The organism is Bradyrhizobium sp. MI1.10, from assembly GCF_055811035.1.
Map to the genome: position 1 here is coordinate 1 of NZ_JBVVPN010000006.1, position 19,440 is coordinate 19,440.

General features: G+C 62.2%; 35 protein-coding genes and 2 tRNA genes. 22 read left to right on the forward strand and 15 right to left on the reverse strand.

The genetic code is table 11. The features are described from left to right. Positions 1 to 86: 86 nt before the first annotated feature. From AC0L3K_RS08090 to AC0L3K_RS08105, 4 genes are all read right to left on the reverse strand, one after another. Positions 87 to 163, reverse strand: a tRNA-Pro gene (locus tag AC0L3K_RS08090). Between the two features lie 126 nt (positions 164 to 289). Beyond that, positions 290 to 775, reverse strand: a complete 486-nt coding sequence (locus AC0L3K_RS08095) for a DUF192 domain-containing protein (protein WP_007591354.1) — start codon at positions 773 to 775, stop codon at positions 290 to 292. A gap of 111 nt (positions 776 to 886) precedes the next feature. Next, entirely contained in the window at positions 887 to 1,519 is a 633-nt protein-coding gene (locus tag AC0L3K_RS08100; protein WP_018457757.1) for a cold-shock protein, read from the reverse strand. 198 nt (positions 1,520 to 1,717) lie between these two features. After that, a complete protein-coding gene (locus tag AC0L3K_RS08105; protein ID WP_007591358.1) occupies positions 1,718 to 2,479 on the reverse strand; it encodes an SIR2 family NAD-dependent protein deacylase in 762 nt (253 codons plus the stop codon). Positions 2,480 to 2,784: 305 nt separating this feature from the next. On the opposite strand from AC0L3K_RS08105, the gene AC0L3K_RS08110 reads away from it, so the two are divergent. Then, positions 2,785 to 2,949: a hypothetical protein gene (locus AC0L3K_RS08110; protein ID WP_015686271.1), complete on the forward strand. Its 165-nt coding sequence runs from the start codon at positions 2,785 to 2,787 to the stop codon at positions 2,947 to 2,949. 67 nt (positions 2,950 to 3,016) lie between these two features. On the opposite strand, the gene AC0L3K_RS08115 is transcribed toward AC0L3K_RS08110, so the two are convergent. Continuing rightward, positions 3,017 to 3,316: a hypothetical protein gene (locus AC0L3K_RS08115; RefSeq protein ID WP_035992730.1), complete on the reverse strand. Its 300-nt coding sequence runs from the start codon at positions 3,314 to 3,316 to the stop codon at positions 3,017 to 3,019. 282 nt (positions 3,317 to 3,598) lie between these two features. Between AC0L3K_RS08115 and AC0L3K_RS08120 the strand changes: the two genes are divergently transcribed. Together AC0L3K_RS08120 and AC0L3K_RS08125 are read left to right on the forward strand one after the other, a co-directional pair. After that, on the forward strand, positions 3,599 to 3,829 hold the full coding sequence (locus tag AC0L3K_RS08120; protein ID WP_007591360.1) for a hypothetical protein: 231 nt from the start codon (positions 3,599 to 3,601) through the stop codon (positions 3,827 to 3,829). A gap of 77 nt (positions 3,830 to 3,906) precedes the next feature. Beyond that, positions 3,907 to 4,032, forward strand: coding sequence for a hypothetical protein (locus tag AC0L3K_RS08125; protein ID WP_007591362.1), 126 nt, complete (start codon positions 3,907 to 3,909; stop codon positions 4,030 to 4,032). Here AC0L3K_RS08125 and AC0L3K_RS08130 read toward each other — a convergent pair. After that, positions 4,029 to 4,226, reverse strand: coding sequence for a hypothetical protein (locus AC0L3K_RS08130; RefSeq protein ID WP_007591364.1), 198 nt, complete (start codon positions 4,224 to 4,226; stop codon positions 4,029 to 4,031). The two genes, AC0L3K_RS08125 and AC0L3K_RS08130, sit on opposite strands and share 4 nt — an antisense overlap. Before the next feature lie 23 nt (positions 4,227 to 4,249). Here AC0L3K_RS08130 and AC0L3K_RS08135 point away from each other — a divergent pair, with 23 nt between their 5' ends. Then, complete coding sequence (locus AC0L3K_RS08135) at positions 4,250 to 4,753, forward strand: hypothetical protein (protein WP_219680221.1); 504 nt, start codon at positions 4,250 to 4,252, stop codon at positions 4,751 to 4,753. Positions 4,754 to 4,969: 216 nt separating this feature from the next. On the opposite strand, the gene AC0L3K_RS08140 is transcribed toward AC0L3K_RS08135, so the two are convergent. Further along, complete coding sequence (locus AC0L3K_RS08140; RefSeq protein ID WP_219680224.1) at positions 4,970 to 5,122, reverse strand: hypothetical protein; 153 nt, start codon at positions 5,120 to 5,122, stop codon at positions 4,970 to 4,972. Between the two features lie 290 nt (positions 5,123 to 5,412). On the opposite strand from AC0L3K_RS08140, the gene AC0L3K_RS08145 reads away from it, so the two are divergent. Further along, positions 5,413 to 5,640: a hypothetical protein gene (locus AC0L3K_RS08145; protein WP_219680227.1), complete on the forward strand. Its 228-nt coding sequence runs from the start codon at positions 5,413 to 5,415 to the stop codon at positions 5,638 to 5,640. 229 nt (positions 5,641 to 5,869) lie between these two features. Here AC0L3K_RS08145 and AC0L3K_RS08150 read toward each other — a convergent pair whose 3' ends face one another. Both AC0L3K_RS08150 and AC0L3K_RS08155 read right to left on the reverse strand, forming a co-directional pair. Continuing rightward, complete coding sequence (locus tag AC0L3K_RS08150) at positions 5,870 to 6,046, reverse strand: DUF2934 domain-containing protein (protein WP_106943511.1); 177 nt, start codon at positions 6,044 to 6,046, stop codon at positions 5,870 to 5,872. A gap of 147 nt (positions 6,047 to 6,193) precedes the next feature. Beyond that, entirely contained in the window at positions 6,194 to 6,490 is a 297-nt protein-coding gene (locus AC0L3K_RS08155) for an HU family DNA-binding protein (RefSeq protein WP_007591377.1), read from the reverse strand. A 408-nt stretch (positions 6,491 to 6,898) separates the two neighbouring features. On the opposite strand from AC0L3K_RS08155, the gene AC0L3K_RS08160 reads away from it, so the two are divergent. The 6 genes from AC0L3K_RS08160 to AC0L3K_RS08185 all read left to right on the forward strand — a co-directional run bounded on the left by AC0L3K_RS08160 (position 6,899) and on the right by AC0L3K_RS08185 (position 10,289). After that, positions 6,899 to 7,084: a hypothetical protein gene (locus tag AC0L3K_RS08160; protein ID WP_007591378.1), complete on the forward strand. Its 186-nt coding sequence runs from the start codon at positions 6,899 to 6,901 to the stop codon at positions 7,082 to 7,084. Between the two features lie 245 nt (positions 7,085 to 7,329). Continuing rightward, a complete protein-coding gene (locus tag AC0L3K_RS08165) occupies positions 7,330 to 7,632 on the forward strand; it encodes a hypothetical protein (RefSeq protein WP_219680230.1) in 303 nt (100 codons plus the stop codon). A gap of 176 nt (positions 7,633 to 7,808) precedes the next feature. Beyond that, a complete protein-coding gene (locus AC0L3K_RS08170; protein ID WP_007591383.1) occupies positions 7,809 to 8,081 on the forward strand; it encodes a hypothetical protein in 273 nt (90 codons plus the stop codon). Between the two features lie 186 nt (positions 8,082 to 8,267). Next, positions 8,268 to 8,444, forward strand: coding sequence for a hypothetical protein (locus tag AC0L3K_RS08175; protein WP_007591393.1), 177 nt, complete (start codon positions 8,268 to 8,270; stop codon positions 8,442 to 8,444). A 498-nt stretch (positions 8,445 to 8,942) separates the two neighbouring features. Then, positions 8,943 to 9,965 carry an acyltransferase family protein gene (locus AC0L3K_RS08180; RefSeq protein ID WP_311985791.1) on the forward strand — a complete coding sequence of 341 codons (1,023 nt, stop codon included), beginning with the start codon at positions 8,943 to 8,945 and terminating at the stop codon, positions 9,963 to 9,965. A gap of 132 nt (positions 9,966 to 10,097) precedes the next feature. Next, a complete protein-coding gene (locus tag AC0L3K_RS08185) occupies positions 10,098 to 10,289 on the forward strand; it encodes a DUF3072 domain-containing protein (protein WP_219680320.1) in 192 nt (63 codons plus the stop codon). 27 nt (positions 10,290 to 10,316) lie between these two features. Here the strand turns inward: AC0L3K_RS08185 and AC0L3K_RS08190 are convergent, their stop codons facing one another. From AC0L3K_RS08190 to AC0L3K_RS08200, 3 genes are all read right to left on the reverse strand, one after another. Beyond that, the gene (locus tag AC0L3K_RS08190; protein WP_219680235.1) at positions 10,317 to 10,586 is read right to left on the reverse strand and encodes a hypothetical protein; all 270 of its coding nucleotides are present in this window, start codon (positions 10,584 to 10,586) and stop codon (positions 10,317 to 10,319) included. 5 nt (positions 10,587 to 10,591) lie between these two features. Beyond that, positions 10,592 to 10,834, reverse strand: coding sequence for a hypothetical protein (locus AC0L3K_RS08195; RefSeq protein ID WP_245285858.1), 243 nt, complete (start codon positions 10,832 to 10,834; stop codon positions 10,592 to 10,594). 116 nt (positions 10,835 to 10,950) lie between these two features. Beyond that, positions 10,951 to 11,190 (reverse strand): hypothetical protein, encoded by a 240-nt coding sequence (locus tag AC0L3K_RS08200; protein ID WP_007591404.1) that lies wholly within the window; start codon positions 11,188 to 11,190, stop codon positions 10,951 to 10,953. A gap of 180 nt (positions 11,191 to 11,370) precedes the next feature. Between AC0L3K_RS08200 and AC0L3K_RS08205 the strand changes: the two genes are divergently transcribed. From AC0L3K_RS08205 to AC0L3K_RS08225, 5 genes are all read left to right on the forward strand, one after another. Beyond that, positions 11,371 to 11,625, forward strand: a complete 255-nt coding sequence (locus tag AC0L3K_RS08205) for a hypothetical protein (protein ID WP_007591405.1) — start codon at positions 11,371 to 11,373, stop codon at positions 11,623 to 11,625. 280 nt (positions 11,626 to 11,905) lie between these two features. After that, positions 11,906 to 12,304: a VOC family protein gene (locus AC0L3K_RS08210; protein ID WP_007591406.1), complete on the forward strand. Its 399-nt coding sequence runs from the start codon at positions 11,906 to 11,908 to the stop codon at positions 12,302 to 12,304. A 224-nt stretch (positions 12,305 to 12,528) separates the two neighbouring features. Further along, on the forward strand, positions 12,529 to 12,981 hold the full coding sequence (locus AC0L3K_RS08215; protein ID WP_007591407.1) for a VOC family protein: 453 nt from the start codon (positions 12,529 to 12,531) through the stop codon (positions 12,979 to 12,981). Further along, complete coding sequence (locus tag AC0L3K_RS08220; RefSeq protein WP_157158543.1) at positions 12,948 to 13,130, forward strand: hypothetical protein; 183 nt, start codon at positions 12,948 to 12,950, stop codon at positions 13,128 to 13,130. Before AC0L3K_RS08215 ends, AC0L3K_RS08220 begins: the two co-directional genes overlap by 34 nt. A 239-nt stretch (positions 13,131 to 13,369) precedes the next feature. Then, a complete protein-coding gene (locus AC0L3K_RS08225) occupies positions 13,370 to 14,008 on the forward strand; it encodes a glutathione S-transferase family protein (protein WP_007591409.1) in 639 nt (212 codons plus the stop codon). A 108-nt stretch (positions 14,009 to 14,116) separates the two neighbouring features. On the opposite strand, the gene AC0L3K_RS08230 is transcribed toward AC0L3K_RS08225, so the two are convergent. From AC0L3K_RS08230 to AC0L3K_RS08240, 3 genes are read right to left on the reverse strand one after another with little or no spacing between them, the layout of a single operon-like run. After that, positions 14,117 to 14,284, reverse strand: coding sequence for a hypothetical protein (locus AC0L3K_RS08230; RefSeq protein WP_007591410.1), 168 nt, complete (start codon positions 14,282 to 14,284; stop codon positions 14,117 to 14,119). A gap of 5 nt (positions 14,285 to 14,289) precedes the next feature. Continuing rightward, positions 14,290 to 14,535 carry a hypothetical protein gene (locus AC0L3K_RS08235; RefSeq protein ID WP_007591413.1) on the reverse strand — a complete coding sequence of 82 codons (246 nt, stop codon included), beginning with the start codon at positions 14,533 to 14,535 and terminating at the stop codon, positions 14,290 to 14,292. 48 nt (positions 14,536 to 14,583) lie between these two features. Beyond that, entirely contained in the window at positions 14,584 to 14,838 is a 255-nt protein-coding gene (locus tag AC0L3K_RS08240; RefSeq protein WP_007591415.1) for a PilZ domain-containing protein, read from the reverse strand. Between the two features lie 224 nt (positions 14,839 to 15,062). On the opposite strand from AC0L3K_RS08240, the gene AC0L3K_RS08245 reads away from it, so the two are divergent. The 6 genes from AC0L3K_RS08245 (at position 15,063) to AC0L3K_RS08270 (ending at position 19,292) form a co-directional block, all read left to right on the forward strand. Beyond that, positions 15,063 to 15,137: transfer RNA gene (locus AC0L3K_RS08245), tRNA-Glu, on the forward strand. A 103-nt stretch (positions 15,138 to 15,240) separates the two neighbouring features. Further along, a complete protein-coding gene (locus AC0L3K_RS08250; RefSeq protein ID WP_473365751.1) occupies positions 15,241 to 15,882 on the forward strand; it encodes a hypothetical protein in 642 nt (213 codons plus the stop codon). Between the two features lie 164 nt (positions 15,883 to 16,046). Then, a complete protein-coding gene (locus tag AC0L3K_RS08255) occupies positions 16,047 to 16,673 on the forward strand; it encodes a pilus assembly protein PilZ (RefSeq protein WP_007591418.1) in 627 nt (208 codons plus the stop codon). A gap of 104 nt (positions 16,674 to 16,777) precedes the next feature. Beyond that, a complete protein-coding gene (locus AC0L3K_RS08260; RefSeq protein ID WP_007591419.1) occupies positions 16,778 to 17,035 on the forward strand; it encodes a hypothetical protein in 258 nt (85 codons plus the stop codon). Between the two features lie 563 nt (positions 17,036 to 17,598). After that, a complete protein-coding gene (locus tag AC0L3K_RS08265) occupies positions 17,599 to 18,639 on the forward strand; it encodes a PrsW family glutamic-type intramembrane protease (RefSeq protein WP_007591420.1) in 1,041 nt (346 codons plus the stop codon). Between the two features lie 74 nt (positions 18,640 to 18,713). Then, complete coding sequence (locus tag AC0L3K_RS08270; RefSeq protein ID WP_007591421.1) at positions 18,714 to 19,292, forward strand: HdeD family acid-resistance protein; 579 nt, start codon at positions 18,714 to 18,716, stop codon at positions 19,290 to 19,292. Positions 19,293 to 19,440: the final 148 nt, after the last annotated feature.

Sequence of the window (19,440 nt, forward strand, 5' to 3'; positions counted from 1 at the left end):
CCTCGACAACCCGTTCGGCACGAGGTTGTCACCCATGTCTTAGGTACGACCTGTTACCTATGTCTCCGGTCTGGACACGGGGTAGTTGGTCGGGGCAGCTGGATTCGAACCAACGACCTGCAGTACCCAAAACTGCCGCGCTACCAGGCTGCGCTATACCCCGAATGTCCGGCGAGCCCCGTCGATACACGCTTCCCAAAGCGCCAGCAAGCCTTCCAACGGCACCAGCAAGCTTCCCAAAAGACCTCAGGACGGGGGCAATAGCCCTGCCAATAGCCCCTTGACCCGCCTACTTGCTGCCGAACAGCGGGTGGCCGACGCGGTCGCCGGCGCGGATGCCATATTTCTGCGCCGTCCCTGCCACCACCTCCAGAACAGCCCGCGCGGGCCCCCTGGATGAGATGATTTTTGTCGACATCGGCTCGGTATTTTCGGCGATGCGCAGGATTCGGCCGTCGGCGCGAATGAAGATCATGTCGAGCGAGACATAGGTGTTCTTCATCCACATCGACACCTCTTGCTCGGGATTGAAGTCGAACAGCATGCCTTTGCCGTCCGCCAGTTCCTTGCGGTACATCAGGCCGGTCTGCTTCTCCTCCTCGGTCGTCGCGATCTCGACCGAGAACACCTGCACGCCGTTTTTGGTGACGATCTCGAGCGGCTGGAAACTGGCGGCGCGGACGGGGGCGCTCGCGACGGCACAGCCGGCGATGACGAGGATGGCGGCGAGCCAGCCCTTCGCAACGGCGAAGACGGCCTTTCGATCGAAATTCATGGATGGCTCTCGAGGCGTGGGACTGGACCAGTCCTTACGTGGCGATCGCCGGAAAAGCCAGAGGCGCGCCGGTCAGCCAGCGCGCCTCTGCTCACGATCGCGGGAATAGAATTAGTGGGACGAGACCGGCGATCCCGTCTCGGGATGGATCTCTGCCGCCATCATGCCCTTGGAGCCGGGCCCGAAGCGGACCAGCACATACTGGCCGGGCCGCAACTCGGTCATGCCGAAGCGGCGCAGCGTCTCCATGTGCACGAAGATGTCGGGCGTGCCCTCGCCGCAGGTCAGGAAGCCGAAACCGCGCAGCCGGTTGAACCATTTGACCTGGGCTCGCTCCAGCCCGCTGGTCGCCGTCACCGTGACATGGGTGCGCGGCGGCAGCATCTGCGCCGGATGGATCGCAGTCGACTCGTCCATCGAGACGACGCGGAACGCCTGGTAGCCCTTGGCCCGCTGGATGCACTCGACGACGATGCGGGCGCCCTCGTAGGCGGTCTGGAAGCCATCGCGCCTAAGCACGGTAACGTGCAGGAGCACGTCGGGCCAGCCATTGTCGGGAACGATGAAGCCGTAGCCCTTTGAGGCGTCGAACCATTTGATGACGCCGTGAACCTCGACGAGGTTGGCGCTGCTCTCACCAAGTCCGGTGAATGGACTGAGAGCGCTGTCGCGACCGCCACCGCCGTGTTCACCCACCGCGGGAACTCCGACCTTCTTGGACTCAAATCCGTCGGACGACCCCATAACCCCGGACCCCACACATGCCATGCAACCCGCCTGAATGGCGGCGCCGAATCACGCGTCTTTAGAGAATCTTCTCAACTCGACGCGACGCGAATCTTTCGACTCAAAAGATAACACTCCCGGTTGCGACGCATAGACAAAAAAGAGATTCGCCGGAACCTATGAACAGCTTGCACAGCCGCGAATCAAATTGCTGCCTCAATTACCGACAAAGGGCCCGAGCGTTTCGCCGATGTCGTGGCGGATCACGAGATCGGCGACGTCGTCCTGCTCGGTGGACTCGCGATTGATGATTACCAGGCGTGCACCTGCTTCCTTCGCCATCATCGGAAAGCCCGCGGCCGGCCATACCACCAGCGAGGAACCGATCGCGATGAAGAGGTCGCAGTCTTGCGACAGCGCGGTGGCGCGCTGCATTTCATCCTCGGGCATCGTCTGGCCGAAGGAGATCGTGGCGGTCTTCACCGGCTCGTCGCACACGGGACAGTTGGGCGCGGCGCCCTCCTCGTCGAAGCGGCGCTTCACCCAATCAAGCGGATAGGCCTGCCCGCATCCGATGCAGCGCGCATACGTGGTGTTGCCGTGAAGTTCGATGACGTGGTCGCTCGCGACGCCGGAGGCCTGGTGCAGATTGTCGATGTTCTGGGTGATGATCGCGGGAACCTTGCCGGCGCGGTAGAGTGAGGCGAGCGCGCGATGGCCGCGGCCGGGCCTGGCCGCCGCAAAGACCTCCTCCATCGCGAAGCGCCGGCGCCAGGATTCGTCGCGCGCCTCCTGGCTGGCGACGAACTCGTCGAACGGGATCGGGCGGTTGCGCGTCCAAATTCCGCCCGGCGAGCGGAAGTCGGGGATGCCGCATTCGGTCGAGATGCCGGCGCCGGTGAACGGCACGATCCGTTTGGCTTCGGCGATCATGTCGCCGAGACGCTCGACGCCGCTGCGAAGATCCGATGCAATCAACGCGGCCTCCCGTTTTGCTTTGCCGATTGGTTTGGCCGATTGGTTCTGCTGATCGGTTGGTGATTTGTTTTTGCGCTAGCTGCAACATGCGCAAGCGACAAGATTATTGACGCTGTTATCCACTGCCGCGCAAGGCACGGTCGGCAATTTTTTCCGACCCTCGCTTATCACAATCCTGCAATGCCTCCTCCCCATTGACGCCCCAATCAGAAGCGCCAATGCATGTGTTGACGCGACTCAACGTGATTGCGGCGGCAGTGCTTGAGTTCAGTAGGACACATACTCACGTGCAGAGGGGATTTGACATGACCGAGGACGAACAACGCAAAATCCGCGAACGCGAAGAGATCGCCGCCCGTGTCGCCGCCTTCCGTGCCACGCAGGAAAAATTCAAGCGCGAACGTGAAGAGTATTTCGTGTCGACGCTCGACAACGCGCGCAAGGTGGAACGGCCCTCGCTCTGGCCGTAACGACACCAGATCACCGAGCATGAAAAAAGCCCGGAGCATTGCTCCGGGCTTTTCATTTGTTCAGGCGTTACCAGTGACGGTAATAATGGTGGCGGCGGTAGTACGGTCCATCGCCGTAATAGGCGTACGGACCGGGGCCGTAAGCATAGGCCGGGCCGCCATAGTAGCCATAACCCGGGCCGTAGCCGTAGCCATAGCCGTAAGGATGCGACGCGGCGACGGCGCCCGCGGTGATGGCGCCGGCGGCGAGGCCGAATGCGAGGCCCGGACCGATACCGCGGCCGCGCGCCTCGGCGGGCGCAGGCGCCGCAACCGCGGTCAGGCCGACGGCTGCAACGGTAGCCAGAACTGCCAGTGTCTTCCTCATCATGAATCTCCTCCTTCGTATCTCGGATGGACAACGCCGGCGCGTTGCGATGGTTGCGCGCAAGCTTGTGGAACCGAGCTCGGAATAAATCCGGCCACGCATGGAACAGGCGCGCGTTCCGCGAATTGTTTGTGCAAGTGCGGATGCCTCTGCCATCCGGTTGAGGCAACAGCACGAAGACCCCGTCAGCATCACCAATGCTGGCGGGGTTTTCAGTTTCACGGACAGCAAATTGGCAACGCAGCCCAATTGCTGCCAGCGGGGAGCGCCTAGGAGGCTAAAGTGCCGATATCCACGCTGCTGGCCCGTATCCGGAGGCTCGTTCCCAAATCCGGCGATCAGCATTACGACGAGATCGTCCGCAGTTTCGGTGTCGGCACGCTGCGCCCGCCATCGACGCCGATGAGCGACGGCGAACTGGCGCGGGCTATTGCCGAGTTCCTTAAGGAGCAGCCGTCGAGCGAGTCCGTAGGCGTCCTCGGCCGGCGGCTCGACCCCACCACCCCGCTTTGAGGCGCGGCGCCTTCTTGTCCGGGAACATGCGCTTCGCGCGCACGTTGGCGTAGCCTTCAGGGAGAAAAGAGGCCGACATGCCCGTTTGGCTCGAAGTCCTGCTCAACCTGTCCGGCTATGCCGGCTTCGTGGCGCTCGCCTCGCGGGGCACCGCCTGCCCAGGCAATTGCGCCGACCATCAGATCTCCGGCGAGGACCGTTAATTCGTGTGCGGTGGCTGGCCCGCCGTGCGCATCAGCCTGTCGGCTTTGACCGCGACACGCGTCTCCTCGAGCTGTGGCCGCAGCGAGACGCTGATCACCACGAAAGCCAGACAGAACAGCGTGCCGACGATGGCAACGCGCCGATAGGTGTGGCGGTCGCCCTGATAAAAGCTCGGTTCTGAAAAAGGTGTCATGAATTCGTTCTTGGCAAAATTGCTTGTTGGCAAAGTCGTTTCCAGACGTCGCCAGACACACCTATCCCAAGCAGCGGCAAGCGCAATGCGATCGCGCTTTTAACCTAACCGAATACGGTTATCGGCTTCGCGGCAAGCTTCCGTTAGGAGTGCGCGAAGCGTCTCCAGAAGTCGGCGAGCCGCCTCAAGCCCGCGCGAAAGCCGAGGCTGCGGAGCTTCTGGCGATCCGCCATCCGGCTTTGTTCCAGCTTCGCCCGCCTTTCGTTCTCGAAGAGCGAATCGGAATCGCAGAAATCGACGCGAAGCAAATCTTAACATTTCGTTTGCACACAAACGAGCGCAGTCGCCAACGATCGCGCACTCACATCGCGTCTTGGGATTTCGACCGCGGCGACACCTGCGGCACCGACGGCCTGCCTTTGCGCAAGCGCGGATGCCGATCATACCAAAACACTTTCGCGATCTCGGCGAACATCTCAAGAAACCAGCACGCATCCATGTCGCGTCTCCTTCGCCTGATCTCGTAGCGAGGACACGCGGGAGGGACCGTGCGAAGCATCACGCTGGCTTGGTTTGGAAGCGCGTGTCCCGCATCGACACAGAAGGCACGGCTTGTTCTGCATCCGACTCCATTTCGTTCGCAAGGAACGAATCGGAGTCGAGAAATCAGCGCAAAACGATTCCTAACGATCGGTGAAGGTGGGGGAAGATGGCCCGTTATCATCAACGTAGTGCGACGCTCATCACGCCGCTCGCTTCGCCGTGCCCTTCCCCGACAGATCTTTCTCCGAAAAGCATTCGAGGATCTGGATGCGGAGTTCTTCCGCGGCCGGGCCGTCGAGTTTCCTGAGTTGATTCCAGAGCCTGATCACTTCGCGTTGTTTCTCGACAGTCATGGGCACCTCCAAATCAATGTCGCTGCCAAAAGGGATGCCCCACTAGAACAAAATAAGAACAAAAAGTCCAGCCCCTCCCCGCAAAATTCGCCGGCCACATCGCCTCAGGCTTCCGCGCGCCGCCGCGGTTGCTTTTTGGGTTTTCAACCTTAAGTGCGAGAACGCGGCCGGCGGCCAGGCGCTGAAATCCCATCGTCGCCAGCCAAGAAGACCCCATGCGAAAGCGCGGGGTTTTTCTTTTGGGGAACGCGCCATCGCCCTCCCCGTTAGTCATTCCGGAGCGAGGGACCGTGACCAGAAAATTCTACGCCGTCGAGGTGGTGCGTCAGATCGAGGAGACCGTGGAGATCATGGTCGAAGCGCCGGACCGGACCGCCGCACATGATGCAGCGCTCGCGCACCTGAAGGCGCGCGGCTCCGAATATCAGTGGCTCAATCCCAAATGCGATCTCGTCGTCTGGCGCGAGCGCAAGGTCGATACGCCGGCGATCATCGACGTGTCCGTGTCGCCGGACTAGCGGCCGGAACGAATTTTCCCGTCTCACGTTATCAAGCCGAATTCAGTGGTGCTGGCGGCACGTCGCGACGCGGGCGGCCAGCTTGAAGAACCCCGGTCCCTAAGCCCGGGGTTTTTCTTTAAGGCGGTCGCCATCCAAGCGGTGGCCCGAACAGCAAAGCAGCCACCCGGGCGTTACGCCGGGTGGCTGCTTTGAGAACTGTCGACGCTCGCCTCTTAGACCATCGCAGTCAGACCGGCAGATTGTCGGTCATCCCAGGCGGCACTTCGCCTTGCTTGGTCCGCTCGGCGAGAAGCTCCTTTTCGGCCTCGTACCAGAAGGTGTCCATCGTGCCCGCAGGCTCGCCGGCCTCTTTCCAGAGGTGATAGGCCCGATTTCGAATCTCTACTTCGCTGAGACCAGTCATGTGATTTCTCCCTCTCGGAAGCAAAGCCTGACGATCGCCCAGAGTTCCTTATTGGTTCAGCACAAGCAAGCAGTCATTGCAGCACTCCGCGGCAGCACTCCGCAAAAAGGAGCCGCCGCAACGAAAATGCGAACCCTTAGCGAGCCCTTAGACGGAGTCCTTGGCCACCTTCAGCGGCGAGGCCTTCACCGACTTGCTCGCCGGTTTCGCCGCGAACTGCATCGGCTCCTTGGTGAAGGGATTGACGCCCATGCGGGCTTCTGTCGCCGGCTTGTTCACCACCGACATCTTCACGAAGCCGGGAATGACGAACTCGCCGGACTCGTTGAGCTCCTTGTAGCCAACGGTCGCCATGTACTCGATGACCGACTTCACGTCGTTCTTCGACAGCTGCGTGCCCTCGGCAATTGCATCAATCAACTGAGTCTTGGTCATCTTCGCCATGTCTGAATTTCCTTCTGTGCGCGCGAGCAGGCTTTGCTCAGGACGCGGTCCAACCGCGCAACGCGCTTCTGATTCATGCCAACTTTCATGAAGTGACGGGGCTTAGAACCCATCGACGCCCAAAACGCAAGCAGGGGTTCTGCGGGGGGCCGGACGCCGTGGGAACGATGCCGCAGCCTTCGCCGTTTTCGCGTTGAACCATTTTCTCCCGGAGGCGTCTAACTCTTTGAAGTCCCCAAGCTTCACCCCCATCGGAGAGCCCCGCTTCCCCCAGGCGGGGCTTTCGCCTTTTCGGGGACCTGGCCGCGCAAAGCCGATCAGGCTGGCCCCCGAGGTCTGCGCCCGGGCCACACCGGTGACCGTCACAAGGCAGGTTCTCTTTTCCGGCCATCTCCTGCATAATGCGGCATGGCAAAAACAAAAGTGACCTTCAAAACCGTCCGCATTGCAGACAACGACTGGAAAATCCTGGCGGATTACCCGGACAGCGAACAGCGCGAAATCAAGGGCTTCACCAGCAAGGCAGACGCCGACGACTGGATCAACGGCGACCGCAAGATCGCGTGGCTCCGCTCCCAGGGATACGCCAAGTAAAGCGCGCATAAGTCACGCGTGTATCGCGTGACGCCCGTATGGGTACGAGGCGCGCTTCGTCCCTCCCCGCTCCAGATGTCCTTCCCGTGCCGGCGCATCGCCGAGCAGGCGGCAACGCCCGCGCGTCTATCGGCCTGACGGGGGCGCCTGGTCGATAAACCTGTGGCTGGGCATAGGCCGTTGAGACTTCAGTAACCTAACGCCTCCAAGCTCCTCTCAGTATCGTTGCGTTGGAGTACCCCAAAGTGTTGGATTTTAACGAGCTGCGTGAACTCGCGGCCGATGTTCGCGTGTTCGTCGAAATTGCCGAAGACAAGGCCGAAGCGCTTCGGGCCGTCATCACGGCTTATGACGTGGTGCTCGCGATCTTCCCGTCCGGAGAGGGCATGGGCCTCCACGTCATCAAGGGCGGCGAGATCCTGGACCGGATTGCAAACTCACGAACCCATGCGAGCTACAGCCACACGGCCATTGCGGTTCCCGACCTGGAGCATGCGGAAGTGCTCAAGCACCTGACGGGCCCGACCGACCAGCGGCTTGCGGCGTAGGGCGTTTTCAAGTTCGCGCGAAGAAAACGCGTCACAACAATCCGGAGCGGTTCTGAGTCAATCAGAACCGAAAGTACCCTCGTTGCAGACGAGAATTTTTGCACTCCGGAACACCTTGTTTTAGGAACACGGTTTCTGCGCTCCCGTTGGCCCACACAACCAACCAGGAGTTTGAGATGAAGAAGCTCGTCATTGCGACCGCCGCCCTCGGCCTCATGTGCGGCTCCGCCTTTGCGCAGAACCAGACCGGCCCCGCCGCGCAGACCGACAACATGCAGAAGCCCGGTATGACCAACACGGACAAGGGCACGATGAGGAGCGGCACCACCGGCATGAGCCATGACGGCATGGGCAAGGGCGGAATGGTGAGGCCCGACGCCTCCGGCCAAGGCGGCTCCGGCCCCGGCAGCGACCAGGGCGGCACCAGGACCCGCAGCAACATGAAGTAAGCCGGTTTCCTGTACGGCTTGCTTCCCGGCCGCGTCGCTTCCCACAAGGCGGCGCGGCCATTTCATGACCCATCATGACGCGGATCTTTTTGGAACCTGTCGCCAATGCACGCCTCACAATCGTGCGCGCACCGGAACGGTCAGGTCTCGCCGCGAGTTGCCCCATCTCCAGCAAGGGAGATCGTCATGAGCGTTGAAGGTAAAGTGAAGGAAGGCGCCGGATTCATCAAAGAAGAGATGAACGAACACGGCAAATCCCGCGAGAGCCAGAAGAAGGCCCAGGAAGGTCGCGACTTGCGCAACGAAGGCCGGATCGAAGACGGCAAGCCGCCAAAGACGACCAAGCCCGGCACCGGTCACTAGGGCGTCTCGCGCGAAGCGAATATCGGTCGCGATAATTCTCTGGCCAGATTTTCGAGAACCGCCTCCGGCAATCGGGGGCGGTTTTTCGATTCACGCGCCGTCGCGTGCGGGACTCTCGCACATGAAGAAACATGTGGCTGGAAGCTCGACTGCGGCCATCCTTCGAGACGCCCGCCTGCGGCGGGCCCTCAGGATGAGGAATGAGTAGGCGGCAGCACTTCAACGGAGACGGATGCAGCTGAGCCTCATCCTGAGGGGGCCGCGAAGCGGTCGTCTCGAAGGATGAGGCGCTTGCTCAGGCGCCGCTGAGAAGCACCCGCATAGCAGGGCAACGCCGTCAATGGTCGTGCCTTCGATGACAGGCTCAGCAAAATGTATCCGCCTTGAGATGCATGTCTCATCGCCAGCGCATCCAGCAGCCATTCTATCGCATCAGCGCAACTGTTCCTTAATGGGTTTCTCGCCTAGATTGCGTATCAATAAACGTGGCGGGGCTTGGTGCGGATCTTCGCGGGTATACAGGCGATGCGCGGGGTCGCTGCGCTGTCGGTGGTCTGCGGACACGCAATCAGTGCGCGACCCGATAGGGTCGGCCCCGAGCTCGCCGAGGGCGCGCTGACGATTCTCGCGAGCGGCGTCGACATCTTCTTCGTGATCTCCGGCTTCATCATCGCGACCACGGCGACGGCACAACACAACCCGCTGGATTTCGCTTTCAGACGGGCGCTCCGAATTTTTCCGCTCTATTGGCTGGTGTTGCTGGCGGCGTTTATCAGCTCTTCCTGGATCGCGCTGGCGCCGGGCGACCGCCCCGCTCTCGACCTCGGAACCATCTTCGCATGGACATATCCGAATTGGTACCTCGGGCCGGCGTGGTCGCTGGCTTTCGAACTGCACTTCTATGTCGCCGTCGCGGTCGTCTTGGCGATCAAGCCGGACCGGCTGTTCGAGATCTTGTTCGCTGGATTCGGCCTGGTCATTCTTGCTCTCGTCTTCGGCCTTGAGTTCGGGATCTACTTTCATCCGCTGGTGCTGGAATTCGGTGCCGGCGTTGTCATCGCCTATCTCCAGAGAAGCGGACGATTGCGCTTTTCGCGCCACTTCCCAGCCGTTTCCGCGGGCCTGTTCGTGGCCGGCTGGTACTGGATTTTCGTGCACGGCGCGATCGACGCGCAGTTCGCGCGCGTCCTGACCTATGGCGTAGGTGCGGGATTGCTGATCCATGCTGTGATCGCTGTCGAGACCGAAGGACGATCCTTCTCACCGATCCTGCAATGGCTCGGCAAGATTTCGTACGCGCTGTATATCGTCCATTATCTGGTGGTGAAATGGATCGCCAGCTTTGACGGACTGTGGCGTCTGTCGATCGTCGGGACAATCATCGCCGGCATCCTGCTCTCCATCGGTCTCGCCGCCGCCTTGCATGTCGCGGTTGAGGCACCGATCCTCGATTGGGGGCGCAAGGCAAGTCGCAAGATAGGTCTCATGCGCAGACGCCGATCGCTGCCGGCCGTTCCGTGATCATCTCCCGACGCTGAATCGGGGCAAGTGCGGCCCTTGCTGCGTCATGGGTCAGCCACGAACAAATAAGGAACAAAAGGCGTCAGCCGGCATTGAACCTGAAAAGGAGAGATCGCCGTGACTGACAACAAGATGGCGGACAACACCCAAAAGGATCCGAAGGATTGGGTCTCCGGCGACGACCCGATGACCGGTGCCCAGGAATCTTACCTCAAGACCCTCGCCGAGCAGGCCCACAAGGAGCTGCCCAAGAAGGATCTGACCAAGGCAGAGGCCTCAGAGCTAATCGATACGATGCGGCAGAAGGCCGGGCTCGAGAAGTAGATATCTGGCATCACCGTCATTGTCAGGTCACTTCGGCGAACCGCGAATTGCCAGCTTGACGACCGTGAGGACGACGAAGGCGGGCGCCCCGTAAACGATGGCATTCACGGCCCAAGTGATGGCGATGCCCAGGAAAACGGAACTGCCGACAGCTCCCCAGAAAAGATAAGCTGCGGATATGCCCGGCATCTCCCATGCCATCACAGCGATGGAGTAGTCGGTGAGCTGCTCCATGACGAGCAGCACCGTCGAGACGGGCGCCCCGATTGCCAGTGCGGGGATGAGAACGGATTTCATTGTCTTCAAAGGCCCAACAGCCCCATCAGTATCGGAATCATAAAAAAGGCTGCCAGGCCGAGGAGGCCTCCTACGGCAACCTTCACCCAACGCCGTTGGATTTTCGGCTCGAGCCATGTCGCCAGTTTGACCCAGAGCGCATACGCCCATCCAGCAACAATCGAGCGGATAAGTGCGAACAGAAGCTCGCCTAGAATATTGGCCATGGCGGTTAGTCGCGTCATCTCCGCGAGGAGTTCATCTGCCAACGGCTAAACAAGCCTGTCCACCCGTGAGTGAGGTGGCCAAATTCCGCGGTTTTGGATCACCGTTCTGAGGGCCCGGTTAGCGCTGTGGAGGTGCTTCGCGTGAAGGGGCTCGTCTTCTAGCGCTTGATCTTCTGCGCACTCCCGCTCTTGCACATAGCAAGACTATTCCAGCGGCGCGCAGAGGCATCGGCACCGTCACCGTTGAAACCGCCCTTCGCTTCCTCGGCTTTGCAGCAGGCTTGCGAGAAGCCAGCCTGCAGGCAGAGCGTCATGCTGCCCGCAGCCTTTGCCGTGTCCGGAGCCGCACACCACGGCGCCACGAGTGAAGCAACCAAAAGTGCCGTTCTAAAACGCATCAATATCTCCCGGGAGCTTGCAATTGAGTCCCCCTTCGGTCGACCGGCGCGACGCCCCGACCTCCAGCGACCTGAAGAGTCTCCAACGATCGACTATCTGGAAAGTTGAGCGTTCTGACAACAGCGCCTTGTAGCTTTGTTTACGGCGGCTATTGTACAGGCGCTTCATTGGGAGATTTCATGAAAACAATTATCGCTGTTTCCGCATTGCTGCTGTCAACAATCGGCGCCCACGCCGCCTCGAACAGCACCCCTCATGCGCTCGATTGCATGGCAAAGAACGGCTTCACGCGTGACATGTGGGTTGCGAAGCGAGCCGGGACCAACGCCCAGGTTCAGTCCTACATCGCCTGCCGCGACGGCATCTCGGTTGAGAAGGCCAGAGCTGTCGGTAAGAAGGACGGCAACTTCGATACCTGGACGCCCAAGCGTTGAGTCATCACGGGGCCCGTCTTCCTTGGAGGCTGGGCTTAGGCCTCGAACGAACTGGCGCGCTGCCCATGTGACTCTAAAATTGCGGTGACGGTGCAGTCCAGCCCTTTCACCGGGATCATCGTGTCTCACTTGAGGCGCAGTCCAGCATTGCCATCGCAATTCATGCCCGTAGTTCGCGCGCTCGGCACGGCATCGTGACTGCTGACATCAGGGTGGCAGCAGCGGTGTGCGACGAGCCCCGCGATGCCGCTCAAATCTGCGGTCAACCAAAGGACATGCCATGAAGTTCGCCTCCACTCGCCTGATCGCCTCCGACATCAACATCATGGTCTCGTTCTATGAAATGGTCACCGGAGTTTCCGCCGAATGGCTCGCGCCGGTGTTCGCCAAGATCGTAACGCCGGGCGCCAACCTGGCAATCGGCGCTGCCGAGACGGTCGCGCTCTGGCAAGAAAACAGTGCCGAGCCCGGCGCAAACCGCACCGCCGTGATCGAGTTTCAGGTTGAAGACATCGATGCGGAGTATGAGCGCCTGAAAGACAAGGTCACCCTGGTTCATGAGCTGAAAACGATGCCATGGGGCAACAAGACGTTCCAGTTTCGTGACCCCGAAGGCACCGCAGTATCGCTCTTCATGCCGCCGATCGAGCAGGCCGGAAAGCGCCTCGCGGCGCAATAGGCCGCGGCAGCAGACCGGCCCGCATACGTTGCCGGTGGCGCGTGTGCGGCACTGGATTTGCGGTGAAAGTGCATTGAAGTCGCCGGCTGATTTGCTTCATCAGCGGGCTTCACCCTCACGCACACGTGCACCCACCCTTTGCCCCTCCCCCCAATTTCCTGCTATCTCCTTCTCCGCCGTCTCGGCCCAAAGCAAAACCCCATCCGTTCAAGGGAGCAACAACCATGCGATACCTCCACACCATGCTGCGCGTGCGCAATCTCGATGTCGCGCTGAAGTTTTACCAGGATGCGCTGGGGCTGACGGAGGTGCGGCGCATCGAGAACGACAAGGGGCGTTTCACGCTGGTGTTCCTGTGCTCGTCGGACGATCTTGAGGCGCTGAAGAAGCAGCCGCAGACTCGCGGTGCGCCGCTGGTCGAGCTCACCTGGAATTGGGACGAGGAAAAATATGGCGAAGATCGCTTCTTCGGCCATCTCGCCTATGAGGTCGACGACATCTACGCCACCTGCGAGAAGCTGATGAAGGCCGGCGTCACCATCAACCGTCCGCCGCGCGACGGCAACATGGCCTTCGTCCGCTCGCCGGATTTGCACTCGATCGAGATCTTGCAGAAGGGTGACCCGAAGCCGCCGCAGGAGCCGTGGTCGTCGATGCCGAACACCGGCCATTGGTAGGCTCGCCGCTGGAACAAGCCCGTGCCAGCAGCGTTCTCTCTTCGACAATGCAATTGGAGGAGGACGCGATGGGACGCGGAATTTTGTTGTGGATGCTGGGTGTGCCGATCCCGGTGATCATCTTGCTATGGCTGTTCTTCGGCCGCTGATCGCCTGACCAACTTGACCCTGCACGAAAGCTCCGCCTCAGGCGGAGCTTTTTGCATGCGGACCTTTTGCATGAGAGGATCGGCGCAATCGCGCGTCGCTCGCCGCAGTGGATTCCGCTATCACCCGCGCTTGTCGGGTGGAGCGCACGCGTCGTCCGGGACTGACGCTGCCGAAGCACCCCGGATTGCGCTTCGTTCCATCCGGGCTACGACACCAAGAAAAGCTTGGGGAGGATGATGTGCCGGACCAAAAGCTGACGATCTGGGGCCGCGCCAATTCGGTCAACGTGCAGAAGGTGCTGTGGTGCCTCGCCGAGCTCGGCCTGGCTTACGAGCGCATCGACGCCGGCATGGCCTTCGGCAAGACCCGCGAGGCCGACTATCTCGCGATGAACCCCAATGCGCGGATCCCGACGCTGGTCGAGGGCGACTTCACGCTGTGGGAATCCAATTCGATCATGCGCTATCTCTGCCTCGCGCACGGGCGCGGCACGCAAATCTATCCCGAGGCGCCGAAGCTGCGCGCCAGCGTCGACCGCTGGCTCGACTGGACGCTGTCGATGGTGCAGCCGGTCGACCGCCCGGTGTTCTGGGGCCTCGTGCGCACGCCGCCCGCCGAGCGCGACATGATCCAGCTGCAGAAGGATGCGGATGCCGCCGCCGAGGTCTGGGCCATCGCCGACCGTCTGCTCTCCACGCGTCCGTTCATGGACGGCGATGCGTTCACCCTCGCCGACATTGCGATCGGCGCCTATGCGCGGCGCTGGCTCGGCGTCGAGGGCATCACCCGGCCCGCGCAGCCGCATCTGACGCGCTGGCTCGCCGAGCTCGGCAAACGGCCCGGTTTTGCGCAATTTGTGGCACCGCCGATGTCGTGAGCGGTGATGCGGCCTAAACTCCGTTGAGAGCACGATGAATCCGCACTTCGCCGCGCGCCGCCGGGAGGTGGCGGCTACTGTGCATGGGGTTGTTTTCGCGTTTTTTGTTTAAGGCCAGCCGCGCTCGAACAGCAGCACGCAGAAAATCAGCACGAGCGTGACGGCCGCGGTGGCGAGCCGCGCGGTCCAGCTCAGGCCGCGGCCGACCCACCACAGCAGCGCGCAATACATCACGAACGGGACGATGATCTCGGGCCGCATGATGTCCGGCGGCATCGACGTCAGCGCCTGACCGTGGTCTCGATGCTGATCGAGCCGCCGATCTTGACGCAGGTGCCGGTGCTCTCGACCAGATGGAAGCCGCGGCCATAGGCGGCGCAAGAGCCCGCTTTCGCGCTCCCGCCGGCACCCTTCAGCGGCAAGTCCTTGCCGGCCTGTGGGCGCTCCGCAGGCGGGAGACGCAAGGCTTCCGCCGCGGCCGCGGACGTCGTCAGCAACGAGATCAGGATGAGGAGCGGCGCACGCATGCGGGCCGTTCTAGCCCGGACCGGCGCCGCGCGCCATCGGGGGTCGCTTCAGATGAACTTGATGCCGGCCGATTTGCCGCGGCGCCACACCACCTGGCAGCTCCGCCCGGTCCGCGCATCGCGTGCGAATGCCATCCGGATCACGCCCGGGAGCTGGCTCGCATCCTCGTCCAGCGTGATCTTGGCGCCCGTGGCGGAGATGTCCTGGACCAGGCATTGCCGTGCCGCGAATCCGCCGTCGAGCGTGATCCAGGCATGCTGCGACAGCGACTTGCGGGCTGCGCGCTTCTTGGGCGGTGGCATCGGCTCAAATTCTCCCCAGCCCAGCGCTAGCTTAGGGAACCTAAGAAACCGTTGAATTCGCCCGCGACTGATCCGGGGTGGGAGGCTCCACCGGTGCCAAAAGACCGTTCCCGAACGGCTTGCCCAGGGCGCCAAAGGCCATTATAGGTTCGCCCGCTGCAGCCGCCGGGCATGACTCGGGCGGCCAGCGGCCGTGCCGCGAAAAGCGGCGGGGCCCTGGGTTTGCTCCCTTCGTCTATCGGTTAGGACGCCACCCTTTCACGGTGGAGAGAGCGGTTCGATTCCGCTAGGGAGCGCCATCATCCGGACGTTTGGATGACGCGGCGAAATCTGCCGCCCTCGCAATGAACCTCCTTCCCCCTCGCCTCCGACCAATGTCCAGACGGAACCAGATGCAGGCCCATGGCGCAGCATAAATCTCCCTCGGACGACCAGGCCGGGATTGCCTCGCCGGCGCCGCCGCCATGGATCCACCGGACGGCAGCCTACGCGCCGGAACGGCGCGCCAGAATGCTGGAGCACATGGCGCGCGCCAGATCGCTGCCTCGGGCCACGGCTGCGCCGTCGCCTACGGCCGGCACGAACATTCTCGCTGACGCCTACGGCTACGCCGTGCTGTTCGGCATCATCGCACTCCTGTTTCAGTCGCGCGTTCCGCTCTACCTCGGCGCCTTCCTCTTCTTCAGCGATGGCGAGCGCATCGAACTCGCTCTTGGAAAGATCGGCATCCGTATCGAGCCCGGCACGATCGGGCCCGAAATCATCAAGGGCTTCGTATCCCTGTTCGGATGGTTCGCGCTGCTGGCATCGCTGAAAGCGTCCGTTCCCGCGTCGCTCTCGACATGGATGCTTCCGGATACATCGTGGTCCTTCCTCGCCGGAATCGCTCTTTTGTTCGCCATCGTCGAAGCAGTCGCAACGCGCGCGATGCAGCATTCATTGCCGTGGTTCGGATTTGAGAGAAGACCGAGCAGCGTGGCCTGCGCGACGATCAAGCTCGTCATGGCCCTTGGCGTGCTGGCCCTGCTGGTGCTGCTCGGATGACGCGATCGTGAGGTCACGGGACTGATAATCGCGGCGCTATGCCGCCTGTCTCGACCGGCGCATTTACCAAAAATTTACCCCTGCTCGTGAGCGCCGGTATCATTTGCTTAGAATTTGATTGCTACCGTGGAACTACGGAACCCTCCGAACCACGATTGGCGCCCATGTCCGTCGCAGAATTCCTCAGACAGCGTGCCGTGCAAGTCACCGTGAGTGGCAGCTACTCGCTGCCGCGTTGGTACGATTGCGAGGGCAAGCTCCGGACCTTCGCCTGCCGCACCAGCCGCGTCTCGCCGTTCCGCATGATGGTCGACGTTCCCGTGGTCGGCAAAGTCGGCGAGCGCGTGACCTCCTACTTCCAGGACTTTGGCGAATTCCAGTGCACCATCAGCGCGACGCTGAAATCGGGCTTCCTGATGGAGCTCGACATGACGCGGGCCCGGCGCGCCTGGATGTCGGAAAAGCTGACCTGGCTCGAGAAGAAGCAAAAGGACGCCAGTGTCCAGGAGCTGCGGAATGACGCGCGCTTCGTTCCGCAGGTCGCGCACACCTTCCTGACGCTCGCCGACGGCAACACCCATGCCTGCTTCATCATCGACGTCTCCACGGCCGGTGTCGCCATATCCTGCGAATACGATCCGCCAGTGGGAACTCCGCTTGCGGTCGGCGCTTGTGTCGGGCGCGTGATCCGCAAATTCGAAAACGGCTTTGCTGTCAAATTCGCGGAAAAGCAGTCGCGGGACGACGTCGTCCGGCTGATCGTCCGCTCGCCCATGCTGCAATCGGCCTGAACCGCCGGCCTCGCCGCCCTATCGCAGCCCTATTTCGAGATAAGCTTTTGAAGGTCCGCGCCTCGTGCCGGGCATCATTTGCAGACTTGCGATCGGGGGACCGAATGGCAGTCGACAAGATCACGGTCGATAAGATCACCTGGGACAAGGTCGGCCGGGTCACCGAGCCGGGACGCTACATGTACACCTTCGGCTGGCTCACCATCACCGCCGGCGATCTCGATATCTGGAAGCAATACCCGCAGGCAGCGTTCACGCTGATGGCGCAGCATTCCGAGCCGGACGCGTCCATCGGCGAGGAATTCCATCTCGGCGCTTTCGACGTGGCGCCCGACGCACCGCCGCCGTTCACCACGCATTGAGTCAAAGCGGGCTTGGGAGCGGCAGCCCTGCACGTGGTGCAGGCCGGGAAGGAACGCGGTGGCATAGCGGTTGCTTTATCATTGCCATGACCCACATCCCCGCCGTCGATCAGGCCTTCCTGCTGTTGCTCATCGTGCTCTGCCTCGGCACGTGCCTCATACGCGCCTTCTGGGAGGTGGAGCAACTCCGGGCCCGCCGGACCGCGTCGCCATCCCGCGCGACCAGGCGTGACTAGGCCGTCGCCCGGCCGTGCATAGCCCGCACGGGGCAATCCCGGCTCTGGACTTGCCGCGGCGACACGTTCATCGTGAATCGAAGAAACCTGCACATTGCCTTGATCTGACTTACCAATCGCGATCCGATGACAGGCGCGCGACCGTTGTCAGAAACGACGAGGTGGTTCTGTCATGCGATTGATTGCGCTCCATATTCTACACCTCGGCGACCGTCCTAATGAACGTAGGCTGTCGCGCTTGTTAAGCGACGCGACAGCAAGCGCATGACACAAGGTCGCATCGGGCAATGTGGATAAGCGGATCAAGGGAACCTATTTTCGGCGCCGATGTACCTGATTGAAGCTTTACCCACCGTCATCGGAACGGCCGCCATTGCCCCGGCGCTGCTGATGCTGTGGCTTGTCATTGCCGCCGAGGAACGCCCGGGACCGCCGGCCCAGGTCTGGACCGCGTTCCTGCTCGGCGCGGCCAGCATTTCGCTGCTGGGCCTGGCCCGCGCCCCTTTCGCCAAAATGGTCGCGGCTCCGGACAACCCGTGGGCGGCGCTGGCCATGCATTCGATCTTCGGCGTCGCGCTGCCGGAGGAAGCGGTCAAGGTGATCGCGATCGTGCTGGTCGCCTCGACCAAGCGGCGGACCTTCGCCAATCCGATGGACACCGTGGTCTATGGCGCTGCGGTCGGCCTGGGCTTCGCCGCCTACGAGAACCTCGCCTATCTCGTCCAGCACGCGGAGATGTGGCGCTCGCTGGCTGCATTGCGCAGCGTGCTGACCGTGCCATTCCACGGCGCGCTCGGCATCATCGCCGGCGCCTATCTGACCATCGCGCGCGCCGGCACGGCGCTGGGTGCGAACCGCCATCATCGCGACTGGGCCCGTCTCTCCAGCCGGCTGCTGATCTTCGCAGGCCCGCTCGCCCTGCATTCGGCGTTCGACTTCCCGCTGCTCACACTCCAGCGCATGCCGGATCTCGATCCGACGCTGCGGATGTGGTTGGGCGGCGCGAGCCTGCTGATCGGCTTCAGCTCGATCGCCTTCGCCATCCGCCTGGTGCGGCGCGTCGCGCGCCATCACGCGCCCCGGACCGAGGTCGCGCGCGAGCGCCTCAGCCAGCTCCGCCGGATGTGGGCGCTGCTGCTCGCGGGCGGCGGCGTCGGCTTTCTCGGGCTCGCCTTCGTGCTGACCTCAATCCATCACTGGCTCATCAACCCCGAGCGCAATCTGACCCTGGCCCTGATCCCGATCGGCCTGGTCTCGATCCTGCTCGGCCTCGCACTTCTGATCGTCACGACCGCGATCTATGTTCTCGGGCGCAACCGCATCCGCACCAGCGGCGAAGGTTTTTCGTCGGCGCACGGCGGCGGCTGAGCCGCGGGATGGCAAGCGCGGTGTGCACGTACTAGACTGGATCGAGCACACACCTGTCGATCCGGAGCCCGCCCATGACATCGCCTGAGGATTTTTCCCGGCTGCAATCCGCCATGAGCCGGACGGTCAAGGCACATTGGAAGGCCTTCCTGTTCGAAGGCATCCTGCTTGCAGTGCTCGGCGTTGCCGCGTTGATCCTGCCGCCGCTCGCAAGCCTTGCGATTGCGATCTTCCTCGGCTGGATGTTCCTGATCAGCGGCATCGGCGGATTGATCGCCACCTATTGGGCGCGCAGCACGCCGGGCTTCTGGTGGTCGCTGATCTCGGCCGCGCTCGCGGTGCTCGCAGGCATGCTGCTGCTGGCGCGACCGATGCAGGCCGTGCTGACGCTGACCATCGTGCTCGGCGCCTATTTCCTCGCCGAGGGCATCGCCACCATCATGTACGCGCTGGAGCACCGCCGCGAGCCGGGCGGCCGCTGGTCGTGGCTTCTTATCTCGGGCCTCGTCGATATCGCGATCTCGTTCATGGTGATCACGGGATTGCCGAGCTCGGCGGAATGGGCGATCGGCATCCTCGTCGGCATCAACCTGCTGTTCGGTGGCGCCACGCTGATCGGCATGGCGCTGGCGGCACGCAAAAGCAACAGTTGAGGCGCCCCGTGATCCTCACCTCGCTTAGGGGGTGACAACCCGCCGATCGCGCGCTATATGACTGGCCATGATCACCGTCACCACCAGCTTTTATTGGTATTTTAGCTACGACAGCTCGCTGGCGGTGGGAGGATCACGCTCAATCTGA

Bases quoted from the DNA above. Each gene is read 5' to 3' on its own strand.
- AC0L3K_RS08270 (WP_007591421.1), top strand. From the start codon at position 18,714: ATGACATCGCCTGAGGATTTTTCCCGGCTGCAATCCGCCATGAGCCGG.
- AC0L3K_RS08115 (WP_035992730.1), bottom strand. From the start codon at position 3,316: ATGAGGAAGACACTGGCAGTTCTGGCTACCGTTGCAGCCGTCGGCCTG.
- AC0L3K_RS08215 (WP_007591407.1), top strand. From the start codon at position 12,529: ATGCGATACCTCCACACCATGCTGCGCGTGCGCAATCTCGATGTCGCG.
- AC0L3K_RS08110 (WP_015686271.1), top strand. From the start codon at position 2,785: ATGACCGAGGACGAACAACGCAAAATCCGCGAACGCGAAGAGATCGCC.
- AC0L3K_RS08240 (WP_007591415.1), bottom strand. From the start codon at position 14,838: ATGCCACCGCCCAAGAAGCGCGCAGCCCGCAAGTCGCTGTCGCAGCAT.
- AC0L3K_RS08190 (WP_219680235.1), bottom strand. From the start codon at position 10,586: ATGAAATCCGTTCTCATCCCCGCACTGGCAATCGGGGCGCCCGTCTCG.
- AC0L3K_RS08140 (WP_219680224.1), bottom strand. From the start codon at position 5,122: ATGACTGTCGAGAAACAACGCGAAGTGATCAGGCTCTGGAATCAACTC.
- AC0L3K_RS08130 (WP_007591364.1), bottom strand. From the start codon at position 4,226: ATGACACCTTTTTCAGAACCGAGCTTTTATCAGGGCGACCGCCACACC.
- AC0L3K_RS08265 (WP_007591420.1), top strand. From the start codon at position 17,599: ATGTACCTGATTGAAGCTTTACCCACCGTCATCGGAACGGCCGCCATT.
- AC0L3K_RS08255 (WP_007591418.1), top strand. From the start codon at position 16,047: ATGTCCGTCGCAGAATTCCTCAGACAGCGTGCCGTGCAAGTCACCGTG.
- AC0L3K_RS08185 (WP_219680320.1), top strand. From the start codon at position 10,098: ATGGCGGACAACACCCAAAAGGATCCGAAGGATTGGGTCTCCGGCGAC.
- AC0L3K_RS08230 (WP_007591410.1), bottom strand. From the start codon at position 14,284: ATGCCGCCGGACATCATGCGGCCCGAGATCATCGTCCCGTTCGTGATG.
- AC0L3K_RS08100 (WP_018457757.1), bottom strand. From the start codon at position 1,519: ATGGGGTCGTCCGACGGATTTGAGTCCAAGAAGGTCGGAGTTCCCGCG.
- AC0L3K_RS08205 (WP_007591405.1), top strand. From the start codon at position 11,371: ATGAAAACAATTATCGCTGTTTCCGCATTGCTGCTGTCAACAATCGGC.
- AC0L3K_RS08155 (WP_007591377.1), bottom strand. From the start codon at position 6,490: ATGGCGAAGATGACCAAGACTCAGTTGATTGATGCAATTGCCGAGGGC.
- AC0L3K_RS08170 (WP_007591383.1), top strand. From the start codon at position 7,809: ATGAAGAAGCTCGTCATTGCGACCGCCGCCCTCGGCCTCATGTGCGGC.
- AC0L3K_RS08250 (WP_473365751.1), top strand. From the start codon at position 15,241: ATGGCGCAGCATAAATCTCCCTCGGACGACCAGGCCGGGATTGCCTCG.
- AC0L3K_RS08125 (WP_007591362.1), top strand. From the start codon at position 3,907: ATGCCCGTTTGGCTCGAAGTCCTGCTCAACCTGTCCGGCTATGCCGGC.
- AC0L3K_RS08235 (WP_007591413.1), bottom strand. From the start codon at position 14,535: ATGCGTGCGCCGCTCCTCATCCTGATCTCGTTGCTGACGACGTCCGCG.
- AC0L3K_RS08160 (WP_007591378.1), top strand. From the start codon at position 6,899: ATGGCAAAAACAAAAGTGACCTTCAAAACCGTCCGCATTGCAGACAAC.
- AC0L3K_RS08200 (WP_007591404.1), bottom strand. From the start codon at position 11,190: ATGCGTTTTAGAACGGCACTTTTGGTTGCTTCACTCGTGGCGCCGTGG.
- AC0L3K_RS08210 (WP_007591406.1), top strand. From the start codon at position 11,906: ATGAAGTTCGCCTCCACTCGCCTGATCGCCTCCGACATCAACATCATG.
- AC0L3K_RS08150 (WP_106943511.1), bottom strand. From the start codon at position 6,046: ATGACTGGTCTCAGCGAAGTAGAGATTCGAAATCGGGCCTATCACCTC.
- AC0L3K_RS08175 (WP_007591393.1), top strand. From the start codon at position 8,268: ATGAGCGTTGAAGGTAAAGTGAAGGAAGGCGCCGGATTCATCAAAGAA.
- AC0L3K_RS08095 (WP_007591354.1), bottom strand. From the start codon at position 775: ATGAATTTCGATCGAAAGGCCGTCTTCGCCGTTGCGAAGGGCTGGCTC.
- AC0L3K_RS08260 (WP_007591419.1), top strand. From the start codon at position 16,778: ATGGCAGTCGACAAGATCACGGTCGATAAGATCACCTGGGACAAGGTC.